General features: G+C 62.3%; 11 protein-coding genes. 4 read left to right on the top strand and 7 right to left on the bottom strand.

The window, feature by feature from the left end; translation table 11 throughout:
• Positions 1–72 precede the first annotated feature (72 nt).
• Positions 73–1,605: an exopolyphosphatase gene (gene ppx / locus NKI05_RS14945; RefSeq protein ID WP_023804989.1), complete on the bottom strand. Its 1,533-nt coding sequence runs from the start codon at positions 1,603–1,605 to the stop codon at positions 73–75.
• A complete protein-coding gene (locus NKI05_RS14940) occupies positions 1,605–3,797 on the bottom strand; it encodes an RNA degradosome polyphosphate kinase (protein ID WP_023689905.1) in 2,193 nt (730 codons plus the stop codon). The genes ppx and NKI05_RS14940 overlap by 1 nt, the downstream gene beginning before the upstream one ends.
• A gap of 234 nt (positions 3,798–4,031) precedes the next feature.
• Between NKI05_RS14940 and NKI05_RS14935 the strand changes: the two genes are divergently transcribed.
• Positions 4,032–4,277 carry a zinc-finger domain-containing protein gene (locus NKI05_RS14935; RefSeq protein WP_023705697.1) on the top strand — a complete coding sequence of 82 codons (246 nt, stop codon included), beginning with the start codon at positions 4,032–4,034 and terminating at the stop codon, positions 4,275–4,277.
• A 19-nt stretch (positions 4,278–4,296) separates the two neighbouring features.
• Positions 4,297–5,535 carry an FAD-dependent monooxygenase gene (locus NKI05_RS14930; RefSeq protein ID WP_023814791.1) on the top strand — a complete coding sequence of 413 codons (1,239 nt, stop codon included), beginning with the start codon at positions 4,297–4,299 and terminating at the stop codon, positions 5,533–5,535.
• A 219-nt stretch (positions 5,536–5,754) separates the two neighbouring features.
• On the opposite strand, the gene NKI05_RS14925 is transcribed toward NKI05_RS14930, so the two are convergent.
• The 5 genes from NKI05_RS14925 to NKI05_RS14905 all read right to left on the bottom strand — a co-directional run bounded on the left by NKI05_RS14925 (position 5,755) and on the right by NKI05_RS14905 (position 10,854).
• The gene (locus tag NKI05_RS14925; protein WP_023727880.1) at positions 5,755–6,420 is read right to left on the bottom strand and encodes a TIGR02117 family protein; all 666 of its coding nucleotides are present in this window, start codon (positions 6,418–6,420) and stop codon (positions 5,755–5,757) included.
• A gap of 105 nt (positions 6,421–6,525) precedes the next feature.
• Complete coding sequence (locus NKI05_RS14920) at positions 6,526–7,329, bottom strand: amino acid ABC transporter ATP-binding protein (protein ID WP_023671483.1); 804 nt, start codon at positions 7,327–7,329, stop codon at positions 6,526–6,528.
• A gap of 84 nt (positions 7,330–7,413) precedes the next feature.
• Entirely contained in the window at positions 7,414–8,571 is a 1,158-nt protein-coding gene (locus tag NKI05_RS14915; RefSeq protein WP_023700666.1) for an amino acid ABC transporter permease, read from the bottom strand.
• Positions 8,572–8,575: 4 nt separating this feature from the next.
• Positions 8,576–9,763, bottom strand: a complete 1,188-nt coding sequence (locus NKI05_RS14910) for an amino acid ABC transporter permease (protein WP_023671481.1) — start codon at positions 9,761–9,763, stop codon at positions 8,576–8,578.
• A 62-nt stretch (positions 9,764–9,825) separates the two neighbouring features.
• Positions 9,826–10,854 carry an amino acid ABC transporter substrate-binding protein gene (locus NKI05_RS14905; RefSeq protein ID WP_352792546.1) on the bottom strand — a complete coding sequence of 343 codons (1,029 nt, stop codon included), beginning with the start codon at positions 10,852–10,854 and terminating at the stop codon, positions 9,826–9,828.
• A 458-nt stretch (positions 10,855–11,312) separates the two neighbouring features.
• Between NKI05_RS14905 and NKI05_RS14900 the strand changes: the two genes are divergently transcribed.
• Positions 11,313–12,482: a cystathionine beta-lyase gene (locus NKI05_RS14900; protein ID WP_023814793.1), complete on the top strand. Its 1,170-nt coding sequence runs from the start codon at positions 11,313–11,315 to the stop codon at positions 12,480–12,482.
• A 226-nt stretch (positions 12,483–12,708) separates the two neighbouring features.
• A complete protein-coding gene (locus NKI05_RS14895; protein WP_023671478.1) occupies positions 12,709–13,797 on the top strand; it encodes an HPP family protein in 1,089 nt (362 codons plus the stop codon).
• Positions 13,798–13,884 lie beyond the last annotated feature (87 nt).

The raw sequence follows: 13,884 nt of genomic DNA, 5'->3' as shown, positions 1-13,884 counted from the left end.
CAGCGACGGATTGAGGAAGCCGGTGCTCGAACGCGAGGCCGACGACGACATGGTTTTGCTGTCAGGCCGCGCCTACTTCACCGACACGCTCTGCCCACCCTCGACCGCCAGCACCAGCCGGCGGTTGGTGATCCGCGCCAGTTGCGCCAGCCGTCCGGCCGGGCGTTCGCCGTAAAGATCGGAAAGTGAGGCCGGCAGCACCAGCGCCAACGTGCCATTGCCGCGGTTTTCCCATTTCAGCCGCGGCATGACGCCGGGCATGGCCGCAGTCAGCAGATAGACGACGCGCAGCACCGCCGCCAGGATGCGGGCGCGCTCGAGATAGCGCGGCGTCGCCAGGCCGCGGATTTCCGGCGCCGCATCGTTGAACACGCCTTCGTGGCGGAACAGGCCGACCAGCGCCAGGAAGGCACGGCCGGGGTGATCGACGCCAATGAAGGATGCGTGGGCAATGATGTTGAGCGACTGCTTGCCGCGATATTCCGGGTGTGCGCGCCAGCCTATATCGGCCAGCAGACAGGCAGCGTGGCGATAGCGTGCCTCATCCTCCGTCTCGTCGATGCCGAAGGCGGCAAAGGTCTTGTCCGTCCATTCGACAAGCTCATGCGCATGGGTGACCGAGCGCGACCGCAGCCGCGCCAGTTCCTCCGAAGCGGAGACCAGCGGATCGGCCTTCTGCTCGGCAGGGTCGAGCAGCGAATAGAGAAACCCTTCGCGCACGCCCAATGCCGAGACGATGATCTTCGACGGTTGCATCGCCGCCATGATCTCCTGCAGCACGACCGCGCCATAGGGCAGCAGCGAACGGCGGTTCTTCGACACACCTTCGATGCCCTTGACCTTCTCGATCTCGCCTTTCGCCACCTGCTTCAGGAAATTGGCGGCGCTTTCGACACCGATCTCATAGTGGTGCATGACGCCAAGCGGGTAGTTGGTCATTTCCATGTGCAGCCGGGCAAGGTTTCGCCAGGTGCCGCCAACGGCGTAAAAGGGCCGTCCCAGCCCGCCCTTCAACAATTTGGCGCGCGCCAGTTCGTCGCGGGTGATCTTTGCCGCCTGGGCGAGCGAATTCCTGGCCATGTCCTGCAGCCGCAGGCCACCCAGCGGCAGCGTGATGCCGTCGCCGATCGCCTCGCCATTGATGTCGATAAGCTCCAGGCTGCCGCCGCCAAGATCACCGGCAATGCCATTGGCGGGGTGGAAGCCCGAAATGACGCCAAGCGCCGAATAATGCGCCTCCTGCCGGCCAGTGAGCACGCGGATCTCGGTCTTGAGCACATCCTGGGCGCGGTGGATGAAATCGGGGCCGTTGATCGCTTCGCGGGCCGCGGCCGTCGCCAACACATACATGTGCTCCGCGCCGGCCTGGTCGGAGAGCGCACGGAAACGGCGGAACTCCTCCATCGAGCGCGTCACCGCCTCGGGGTCGAGCTTGCCGGTCGAAACGATGCCGCGGCCTAGGCCGGCCAGCATCTTTTCGTTGAACAGCAAGGTCGGCGAGCGCGCCAGCCCCTCATAGACGACAAGGCGGATCGAGTTCGAGCCGATGTCGATAATGGACAGCGGCCGGCGATCCTGCAGCCGGCCTTGGGACGTTGAAATCATCAGCCGGTGTTCTTCTTGCGACGCTTGAACTGCGCGATGCGCTTGGGCGCATGCGACTTCAGCGCGTCACCCCGTCCCGACAGGCTCGGATTGGTCATGAAATATTCCTGCGCGTTGAACGGTTCCTCACCCTCCTCCAGCACGACGCGCCGGGAGGTTCCGTCAGCCAATACGTCGAAACTTTGCTGGTTGTCCATGATGTTGCCCAGCATGATCTGGCCAAGGATCTGTTCATGCACCGTCGGGTTGGTGATCGGCACCATGGTCTCGACGCGGCGGTCGAGATTGCGTGGCATCAAGTCGGCCGAGGCGATGTAGACGATCGCCTCGTCCGACGGCAGGCCATGGCCGTTGCCGAAGCAATAGATGCGGCTGTGTTCGAGGAAGCGGCCGACGATCGACTTGACCCTGATGTTTTCCGACAGGCCGGGCACCTGCGGCCGCAGGCAGCAGATGCCGCGCACGACGAGATCGATCTCGACGCCGGCACGGCTGGCGTCATAGAGCGCATCAATGATGTTGGGATCGACGAGCGCGTTCATCTTCATCCAGATGCGCGCCGGACGGCCAGCCAGCGCGTGGGCGACCTCGTCGGCAATGTGCTTGAGGATACGGCTGCGCAGCGTAAACGGCGAGATGGCGATCCGCATCTCATCGGTCGGCTCGGCATAGCCGGTGATGAAGTTGAACAGCTGGGCGACATCGCGCGCGATCGTCGGATCGGTGGTGAAGAAGGACAGGTCGGTGTAGATGCGCGCGGTCACCGGATGGTAGTTGCCGGTGCCGAGATGGACATAGTTGCGCAGCTTGCCGTCCTCGCGCCGCACCACAAGCGACATTTTCGCATGGGTTTTGAGTTCGAGGAAGCCGAACACGACCTGGACGCCGGCGCGTTCGAGGTCGCGCGCCCAGCGGATGTTGGCTTCCTCGTCGAAGCGCGCCTTGAGCTCGACCAGGGCGGTTACCGACTTGCCGGCCTCGGCCGCGTCGACCAAGGCGCGCACGATCGGGCTGTCGTTGGAGGTGCGGTAGAGCGTCTGCTTGATCGCCACCACCTCCGGGTCGGCCATCGCCTGGCGCAGGAACTGGACCACCACGTCGAAGGATTCATAGGGGTGGTGGACGACGATGTCCTTCTCGCGGATGGCCGCGAAACAGTCGCCGCCATGCTCGCGGATGCGCTCGGGAAAGCGTGGATTGTAGGGGGTGAACTTCAGGTCGTCGCGTGGCACGGCGACGATCTCGGAAATCTGGCTGAGCGCCAGCGGGCCGGTCAGAACGCTGATGCGGCTCGAAGAGACGCCAAGCTCGCCGGCGACGAACTCGCGCAATTCGCCGGGCATCGACTTGTCGAATTCGATGCGGATGACCGAACCGCGGCGGCGCCGCTTCAGCGCCGTCTCGAACAGGCGCACGAGATCTTCCGACTCTTCCTCGACCTCGATATCGCTGTCCCGGATGATGCGGAAGGTGCCGGAACCCTTGACCTCATAGCCGGGGAACAGCTTCCCGATATAGAGGCCGACAGCCTCCTCCAGTGGAATGAAGCGAACGTGCTGCTTGCGGTCGGGCAGGCGGATGAAGCGCTTCAGCGCCACCGGCAGGCGCAGAAGTGCGCTCATCTCCTCGCCATTCTTGCGGTGGCGCAATTGCAGCGCCATCGAGAAGCCGAGATTGGGAATGAACGGAAACGGATGCGCCGGGTCGATCGACAGTGGAGTCAGGACCGGGAAGACCTGGTCCTGGAAATGGTCTTCCAGCCAGACTTTCTCATCCTTGGTCAGTGCATCGCGGGTGATGCTCTCAATGCCTTCCTTGTTGAGCAGCAGCATCAGCGCCGAAAGGCTGTTCTGCTGGTCCTCCTGCAGCCGCTCGACCTCGCGCAGCAATTGTTCCAGCTGCTGCTCCGGCGTGCGGCCGTCGGGGCTCTTGAGCGCAATGCCTTCGCGCACCTGGCCGGCAAGGCCGGCGACGCGGACCATGAAGAATTCGTCGAGATTGGCGGCTGAAATTGACAGGAAACGGACGCGTTCGAGCAGCGGATGGTGCTGGTTCTGGGATTCCTCGAGCACACGCCGGTTGAACTGCAGCCAGGAGAACTCACGGTTGACGAACCGATCGGGGTTGCCGCCCTCGGGGCTCGCCACCTCGACATTGATGAATTCGCTCTGCACCGGCTTCAGTTCGTTCATGGTTCCTGCTCTTCCCCCGCCAACCGTCCCTTGGAGCGCCGCTGGACGTGCCATGCCTCTAACACGCTTTTGTGGCGCATGACCCTTCGGCGAAAACCGTTCCGATTTCAGGGACATGCACTTAACCGGCTCAACGTATCCTCTGACAGGCTTTTGCGACAGTTTCATTTCATCGATCTTGCAAACAGGCCTGTTATGTTCCAGATGCTTTTCGACGAGATCAAGGAGACGACGATGGCAGGCGGTTCCATTCCCCATTTCCAGAACGATGCGGGCCATCCGGCAATCGACATCGGCGTCAAGGAATTCATGTGCACCGGCGCCAACCCGCCCTTCGACCACCCGCATGTGTTCCTCGACATGGGCGACGACAATGAAAAGGTCTGTCCCTACTGCTCGACGCTCTACCGCTATTCGGCGAAGCTGAGGGCGACGGAAACGCTGCCGGCTGGTTGCCTTTATATCGACCAGGCCGCCTGATCCTTCCGCGACAAGCCCGATGGAAGACATCAGGTCCCGGCAGGTCATAATCGCCGGGGCCGGCATCGCCGGGCTGACCGCTGCCCTTGCCTTCGCCGGACGGGGTTATCCGGTAAAGCTTATCGAACAGGCACAGCACCTCGAAGCGGCCGGCGCCGGCATCCAGCTTTCGCCCAACGCAACACGCATTCTTGGAAAACTCGGCGTGCTCGACCGACTGCTGCCCGCAGCGTTGCGGCCGGAAGCGGTCGTGCTCAAGGACGCCGGGACGCTGCGCGAACTGGCGCGGGTACCGCTCGGGCACGCCGCCGAAGCGCGCTGGCAGTCGCCTTATCTCGTTGCTCACCGCGCAGATCTGCAGGCAGCGCTGTTGGCGCAAATGGCTGAACGGCCGGAGATTGAGTTCATCACTGGCGCCCGCGTGACCGGCATCGTCAAAGACGCGCAATATGTCGCCGTGACCGCCGAAGTGGACGGCCGCGAGATCGAGGCACGCGGCAAACTGCTGGTCGGCGCCGACGGCGTCTGGTCGGCGGTCCGGGCGCAACTCGCAGGCGAGGACTTCGTCAAAAGCCGTTTTTCGGGCGAACTCGCCTGGCGAGTCACGATCGCGGCCGAGAGCGCCTCCGGCGAAGCCTTTGTCGCGATCGGCGCCGCCGACTGCGTCACCACGTTCCTGCATCCAGGCTTCCACATGGTCGCCTATCCCGTCAGCAAAGGCCGGGCCTTCAATCTCGCCGCCTTCACCAAGGGCGAGCGCATGGCCGAAGGTTGGTCGGGCCATGCCGATCCCGCGATCCTCACGGCTGCCCTGCGCGGCACCGCGCCGGGCCTGACGAAGCTTGTGGCACTGGCCGGCCCATGGACGGCCTTTCCGATCCACACCGTCGAACAGAAGCGGTGGACGAGCCCGCAGGGCATCGCGCTGATCGGCGACGCCGCGCACGCGATGACGCCGTTTGCCGCGCAGGGCGCGGCAATGGCGATCGAGGATGCCATCACGCTTGCCGACGCTATCGCCGATTTCCCTGGCGATCTGCCCAGAAGTTTTCGAATCTGGGAAAATCTTCGGCGGCCGCGTGTCGCCAAGGCCGCGCGTCGTGGGGCCGTAAACCGCCTCGCCTGGCATGCTGCCGGCCCGGTGGCGATCGCCCGCAATCTGTTCCTGGCCATGCGCTCGCCCGACAAGCTCGCCGCCGACCTCGATTGGCTCTATGGATGGCGAGCGGACACTCGGCAGTCTAGATCGTCGACGTAGCGATCCTTCCCACTCCCCTCTGTCCTGCCGGACATCTCCCACGCAAGGGGGGAGATTGGATGTCGCCGTCGCCTTCGCCAAAATCGCCGGCGTTGCAGCAGGAGCGCGGGCAAAACGGCTGATCTCCCTCTTGCGGGGGAGATGGCCGGCAGGCCAGAGGGGAGTGCTGTCCCGCTGACTTCAAAAGATCCAACACTGTCGCGGTGCGATGAAGGACTGCTAGTTATAAAACCGCATCGACAAGCCCAGCGAGGCCGGCAGCGGGTTCCACCAGCCGGTGCGCAGGCCGGCGGTGCGCAGGCCGGCGGCTGTCCAGGTGTTGCAGCCGACAAGCGCGTTGAAATGGCCGTTCGCCTCGAAGAAGCGGTCGAAGCTGGAATAGGCGGCGTTCTCGATGACGACCGGACCATGCGGCCCTTGCTGGAAACTCGCGTCGATATAGTCGAGCAGCGCTGCAAAACGTTCCTCATCGATGTCGAAACCGGTGACAGCAGGGTGCGGCTCGGCGATGGCCCCGGCGATATCGACATGCATGACCGAGGCGTCCAGTGTCAGCGCCTTGAGGACGGGCACTGCTTTCAGCTGCGACCAGCTCGGCGTCTCCAGATAGAAGGCCCGGCCGCCCCAGCCAAAGACGATGTAGCGCACTTCCGGGGCGTCGACAGGGATGCCGGCAGCGACCAGGAAATGGAAGCGCCGGCGCACCTCGTCATCGACGGGAATGGCGATGTCGGTGTGGATCGGATTCTCCAGCACCAGAATATGGCGCGTGCCCTCACCCGCCGCTGACGCCGGCCACAGCGGACGCGGCACCAGCGTGCCGAGCGTGGCAGCGAGCGCGACCACGATAATCAGCATGGCCACGAAACGCAGGGCTTTTCTCATGCGGCGGCGGCTTTGTGTTTCAATGGAGAAGATCAACCCCGACCCCAGATAGCAAAAGAGCCCGGCCGCATTACGGCAGGGCTCTTTTGCTTCGCATGAAAATGCTCAGTGCAGGATCTGCGACAGAAACAGCTTCGTGCGCTCGTGGCGCGGATGGTCGAAGAACTCGGCCGGCGTGTTCTGTTCGACGATCTGGCCCTGATCCATGAAGATCACCCGGTTGGCGACTTTGCGGGCAAAGCCCATTTCGTGAGTGACGCACAGCATGGTCATGCCTTCCTCGGCCAGGCCCACCATCGTCTCCAGCACTTCCTTGATCATTTCTGGATCGAGCGCCGAGGTCGGCTCATCGAACAGCATGATGCGCGGATTCATGCACAGGGAACGCGCGATCGCCACGCGCTGCTGCTGGCCGCCCGACAGCTGGCCCGGATATTTGTTGGCCTGTTCGGGGATCTTGACGCGCTTGAGGAAGTGCATCGCGATTTCCTCGGCCTGCTTCTTCGGCGTCTTGCGCACCCAGATCGGTGCCAATGTGCAGTTCTCCAGGATGGTCAGATGCGGGAACAGGTTGAAGTGCTGGAACACCATGCCGACCTCGCGGCGCACCTCGTCGATCTTCTTGAGATCGTTGGTGAGTTCCTTGCCGTCGACGATGATCTTGCCCTTCTGGTGCTCTTCCAGCCGGTTGATGCAGCGGATCATGGTCGATTTGCCCGAGCCCGAAGGACCGCAGATGACGATGCGCTCGCCGCGCATCACTTTGAGGTTGATGTCCTTCAGCACATGGAACTCGCCATACCATTTGTGCATGCCGATGATGTCGATTGCGACATCGGTGGTCGAGATGTGCATCTTCTTGGCATCGACCTTGATCTCTTCGGCGCTGACGGCGTTTTCTATGACCATGGCAGGTTCCCCTTTTTGTTCTGTCTTTTAGCTATGATGCATGTCGTTGTCCCAAAACCGCTAAACACTTTTGGGCGACATGCATCAACGTTTGTGGCCGGTGTCGAGCCGGCGTTCCGTGTACATCGAATACCGCGACATGCCGAAGCAGAACAGCCAGAAGACGAAGGCTGCAAAGATGAGACCGGATCTCGCGGTCTGTGGGGTCGCCCAATTGGCGTCCGAGAAGTTCTGCTTGACGACGCCAAGCAGGTCAAACATCGAGATGATGATGACGAGGCTTGTGTCCTTGAACATACCGATGAAGGTATTGACGATGCCGGGGATGACCAGCTTCAGTGCCTGCGGCAGCACGATCAGCACCATCTTCTGCCAGTAGCCCAGGCCAAGCGAATCCGCACCCTCATACTGGCCCTTGGGGATCGCCTGCAGGCCGCCGCGCACCACTTCGGCCATATAGGCGGCGGCAAACAGCGAGACGCCGATCAGCGCCCTGAGATATTTGTCGAACGAAACCCCGGCGGGCAGAAACAGCGGCAGCATGACGCTGGCAAAGAACAGAACGGTGATCAGCGGGATGCCGCGAACGAACTCGATGAAGACCACGCACAGTGTCTTGACGATCGGCATCTTGGAGCGCCGGCCGAGCGCCAGCACGATGCCCATCGGCAGCGACACGGCAATGCCGACAAAGGACAGGCTCAGCGTCACCAGCAGCCCGCCCCATAGCTGGGTCTCCACATGCGGCAGGCCGAAGATGCCGCCGACCAGGAGCACGAACGCGATGATCGGCAGTGCCAGGAATAGAAGAATGGCGTTCAACCCCTTCCGCGGCACACGTGGCATCAGCAACGGCACCAGCAGCGCCACGAACAGGACGGCGACCAGGATCGGCCGCCAGCGCTCTTCCAGGGGATAGCGGCCAAGCATCAACTGGCCGAACTTCGCGTTGACGAAGGCCCAGCAGGCGCCTGACCAGCCGTCCGGCTGGATGCCGCCTTGCGCCACCGTGGCGCATACAGTCCGGTCCGGCCCCGTCCACTGGGCGTTGATGAAGGCCCAGTTGACGACGGGCGGCACGATCATCACCACCAGCGCAATAGCCACTACAGTCAGGATGACGTCGCCCACCGAACCGATCAGGTTCTTGCGAACCCAGGCCAAAGGCCCCCGCACGCCGGCCGGGGCTTGTTGAGCGAGTGCCATTTCGGTCCGCACCCAGGAGGTATCATGTTCCTGCATGGTCTTACCTCTCCACCAGCGCCATCCTGGCGTTGACCACATTCATCACCGCCGACGTCACCAGGCTGATGATGAGATAGACGACCATCATGATCAGCACACCCTCGACCGCTTGACCGGTCTGATTCAGCACTGTGCCGGCGATCGCCGTCAGGTCGGGGTAACCGATGGCAATGGCCAGCGACGAGTTCTTTGTCAGGTTGAGATACTGGCTGGTCAGCGGCGGGATGACGATCCGCATGGCTTGGGGAACGACGACAAGCCGCAGGATAGATCCCGGCCGCAGCCCCAGGGCGCCAGCCGCTTCGGTCTGACCCTTGCTGACGCCGAGAATGCCGGCGCGCACGATCTCGGCGATGAAGGAGGCCGTGTAACAGGACAGCGCCAAATAGAGAGACAGGAACTCCGGCCCGATCTGAAAGCCTCCGGTCAGGTTGAAGGTCGATTGCTTTGGAAAGTCGAAGCTCAAGGGAAAGCCGCTCAGCGCATAGGCCAGGAGCGGAAGGCCGACGATCAGCGCCGCCGAAGTCCAGAATACGGGAAACTGCTGGCCGGTTGCCATTTGCCGCTGGCGTGCCGTGCGCGCGACAAAAAAAGCCATGGCGATGCCGACAAGCAAGGCGACAAACATCAGCCAGGAGCCGTCGCCCCAGATAGCGCGCGGAAAATAGAATCCGCGTTGGTTGAGGAAAGAGCCGAACGGCAAATTGAAACTGTCGCGAGGCGCCGGCAGTACCGCGAGCACGCCTGAATACCAGAAGAAGATCACCAGCAGGGGCGGAATGTTGCGGAACACCTCGACATAGACCGTGCAAATCTTGCGAACCAGCCAGTTGCGCGATAACCGGCCGACGCCGACAATGAAGCCAATGATGGTCGCGGTGATAATGCCGGCAACGGCGACGATAATGGTGTTGATAAGCCCGACGACAATGGCCTGGCCATAGGTCGAATCAGAATCATAAGCGATGGGCCTGACTGGAATGTCAAAGCCTGCTCGGTTGTTCAGGAAGCCAAAACCGGAAGTAATATGCAGGCGCTGCAGGTTGACGATGACGTTGTGGACGATCCACCAGACGCCCGCCACCAGCAAGATGACAACCACCGCCTGGAAGAAAAACCCGCGGACTTTCGGATCGTTGATGAAGGAACCGCGGCTCGGCTCCTCGCGAAGAACTTCCTGCGATGCCATTGCTCATCCCCTGGAAAGAGAAACCGGAAGGCAGATGATCTGCCTTCCGGATCACATTTCGATCAGCGGATCGGCGGTGCGTATTGCAGGCCGCCCTTGGTCCACAGCGCATTGATGCCGCGCGCGATCTTCAGCGGGCTGCCGGTGCCGACATTGCGCTCGAACATCTCACCGTAATTGCCGACTGCCTTGACGATGTTGACGACCCAGTCATTGCTCACGCCAAGGTCGGTTCCGATCTTGGTTTCGGCTTCCTGACCGAGCACGCGCTTGATCTCCGGATTATCCGAGGTCTTCATCTCTTCGACATTGGCCTGGGTGATGCCCAGTTCCTCTGCCTGCAACAGGGCGAAGTAGGTCCACTTGACGATGTGGTACCACTGGTCGTCCCCCTGGCGTACGGCGGGGCCGAGCGGCTCTTTGGAGATGATCTCGGGCAGCACGACATGGTCGGCCGGCGCACTCAGCGTCAGGCGGATGCCATAGAGGCCGGATTGGTCGGTGGTGTAGACGTCGCAGCGGCCGGCGTCATAGGCAGCGTTGACCTCTTCCAGCTTTTCGAAGACGACCGGGTTGTACTCCATCTTGTTCGCCTTGAAGTAATCGGCGAGGTTGAGCTCGGTGGTGGTGCCGCTCTGCACGCAGACTGCCGCACCTGAAAGCTGCAGCGCCGAATTGACGCCAGGCAGTTTCTTGGCGTTGATCATGAAACCCTGGCCGTCATAATAGGTGACGCCGATGAAGTTCAGGCCAAGCGCGGTATCGCGATTGATGGTCCATGTGGTGTTGCGCGACAGGAGATCGATCTCGCCCGACTGCAACGCGGTGAAGCGCTCCTTGGCGCTGAGCGGCGTGAACTTGACCTTGGAGGCATCGCCGAAGACTGCGCCAGCGACAGCGCGGCAGAAATCCGCGTCGATGCCTTTCCAATCGCCTTTGTCGTCAGGCGCCGAGAAGCCGGCCAGGCCCGTCGAGACACCGCACTGGATGAAGCCCTTCGCCTTGACGGTTTCGAGCGTTGTCGCCGACGCGGCCGAAGCCATCCATCCAAGCGCAGCGGCACCGAGAATGCCAATTGCAATATGTTTCATAACCCACAGACCCTTTTCTGTTTTCAGGTAAACCCTGATCCTCAGGCAAATCCTGATCTTTTCCCGCGTGAACCCGGCTCCCATCCGGCTCATTCCGGAACCTCGCGTCGTAATCGACGCCCGGCCCCTCCCATTCACGAACTGCATCGAAGGCGATTATCTCTGTGAGGTCAAGGGAAATGACCGTTTCACGACAGCTTTGAAAACCAATTGCCGCAAATGCCTGAATTGCGGACAACACCCTCAGGAAAGCAGCAAGCCCCGCAAACAAAAACGGCAAAGTCCGTCGACGCTAATCCACATCCACTCATGAAATCCGCGGCTCTGGATTGCCACGCGTTCCAGACTATTCATGGGGGAATTGGCCTATGCAAAGGGCACCGCGTGGCGGGCGCCCGCTGTTGCACGGCCAATGCCGCCGCTCTATGGCTAGCGCTTTCACCACGAGGCGAAGAGCAATGGCGACTGACTGCAACGAGATGGGTATCAACACGCGGCTTGCCCATTCGGGCAACAATCCGCACGACTATTTCGGCTTCGTCAATCCGCCGATCGTGCATGCCTCGACCGTGCTCTATCCCAATGCGTCGGCGATGGCGGCGCGCAGCCAGAAATACACCTATGGCACACGCGGCACGCCGACCACCGATGCGTTGGCGCATGCGATCGACGCGCTGGAAGGCTCCGCCGGCACCATAATCGTGCCGTCGGGCCTGGCGGCGGTGACCGTTCCGTTGCTGGCGTTTCTCTCGGCAGGCGATCACATCCTGATTGTCGATTCCGTTTACCATCCGACCCGCAATTTCGCCGACACGATGCTGAAGCGGCTGGGTGTCGAGGTCGAGTATTACGATCCGCATGCCGGCGCCGGCATCGCCAGCTTGATCAAGCCGAACACCAAAGTCGTGTTTACGGAATCACCGGCCTCCAACACCTTCGAGGTGCTGGACGTTCCGGCGATCGCCAAGGCGGCGCATGAAACGGGCGCCATCGTCATGATGGACAACACCTGGGCAACGCCGCTCTATTTCCGTCCGCTCGACCACGGCGTCGATATCTCGATCCATGCGGCGACGAAATATCCGGCCGGGCATTCGGACGTGCTGCTGGGCACAGTGTCTGCCAATGCCAACTGCTGGAAGCAGCTTTGCGAGACGTTCTACACGATGGGCTGCTGCGCCGGCCCCGACGACGTCTATCAAGTCCTGCGCGGCCTGCGCACGATGGGCGTTCGGCTGGATCACCATCAAAAGAGCGCGCTTGCCATTGCCGTCCGGCTTGAAGGCCAGCCCGGCGTGGCCCGCGTGCTGCACCCGGCGCTCCCCAGCCACCCCGACCACGCGGTGTGGAAGCGTGATTTTTCCGGCTCGAGCGGCATCTTTTCCATCGTGCTCAAAGGCGGCGGCCAGAGACAGCAGCATGCCTTCCTCGATGCCTTGAAAATCTTCGGTCTCGGCTATTCCTGGGGCGGCTATGAGAGCCTTGCCGTGCCGGTCTTCCTCGGCGACCGTACCGTCGCCAAGGGCCCCTATGACGGCCCGCTGATCCGGCTGCAGATCGGGCTCGAGGATGTCGAGGACCTCAAGGCCGATATCCTGCGCGGGCTGGAAGCGGCCGCTGCGGCATGACACCAGCAAACTTGCGAAGCTGATTCCGCTAGCCCGCTTAACCCGTTGAAAGGATTGGCGAGCGACTTTCGTAGGACGATCGACGTCGCAAAGCCGCTCATGGGTAGACCAAGCGCAATGTTATTTCCTCAACGCGCGCTTTTTCGGATCGGTTTGACTTTCAAAATCGTCGGCCCAACGCCATTGCAGGCGCTGCGCCCACAATTCCAGCCGGACTGAGCTTACCATGGCCTTTCGTCTCTTTGTCCCCATTCTCGCCGGCGCGACGCTGCGCGAGCGCCTCATCGCCTGCATCGGGGCGATGATCGGCATTGCGCTGACCGGCGCGATCGGCGCGCTGGTGCTTGGCAACGGCCCGCATGTGCCGCTGCTGGTGGCGCCGATGGGGGCTTCGGCGGTGCTGCTGTTTGCGGTGCCTGCAAGCCCGCTGGCGCAGCCATGGTCGATCATCGGCGGCAATACAATATCGGCGCTGGTCGGCGTGATCGTGGCCCATTTCGTCCATCAGCCCGTTCTCGCCACGGGCATTGCCGTGGCGATGGCGATCGCCGCCATGTCGTTCTCACGCTGCCTGCATCCGCCGGGCGGAGCCGCCGCACTGACCGCCGTGCTCGGCGGGCCGGCCGTGATCGGTGCCGGCTTCCTGTTTCCGTTCGTGCCGGTGGCGCTGAACTCCATGATGCTGGTCGCGCTCGGCTATGCTTTCCACAGGCTGTCGCGACGCAGCTACCCGCATGTGCCGGCCCCTGCCCCGAAAAGCACGCACGGAACCATCGATCCGCCGGCTCAGGAGCGCATCGGCTTCCGGGCCGAGGACATCGATGCCGCGCTGGCTGCGCTCGACGAGACCTTCGACATCGACCGCAACGATCTCGAACAACTGCTGCGACAGGTCGAACTGCAAGCGACGATGCGCGCACACCGAACCATGTTGTGCGAGGACATCATGTCGTGCGACGTGATTTCGGTCGATGAACACGCGTCCGCCGATCGGGCGCGTCATCTGCTGCTCGACCACAATATCCGCACGCTGCCGGTTGTAGACAAGGACGCCAGACTGGTCGGCACCGTTGGATTGAGGGAATTGGCGCGAGCCGACGAAGCCGTCGGAAGCGTTACGTCGACAGCGTCGACCGCCGCCGCCGGTACGCCCGCCATGGCCCTGCTACCGGTGCTCACCGACGGCCGCACCCATGCAGTCATCATCGTGGACGGGGACAGCCGCATCCTTGGCCTGATCACGCAGACCGACCTGCTTGCGGCAACGGCACGAGCGCAGGCTGCTGACAAGCCGCTGGCGGAAGCAGTATTCTAGGCGCCGTCGGAGCCGGGCGAAAATGGCCGGGAACCTTTTGCCGGCGATGTCATCCAATGTCTTGATCGAGGTTTCGGACGGGGATTG

It is taken from the genome of Mesorhizobium sp. M0771 (assembly GCF_040320155.1).
GTDB lineage: Bacteria > Pseudomonadota > Alphaproteobacteria > Rhizobiales > Rhizobiaceae > Mesorhizobium.
Note: the sequence above shows the minus strand (reverse complement) of the source record. Positions and strands in the feature narration are given on the sequence as shown.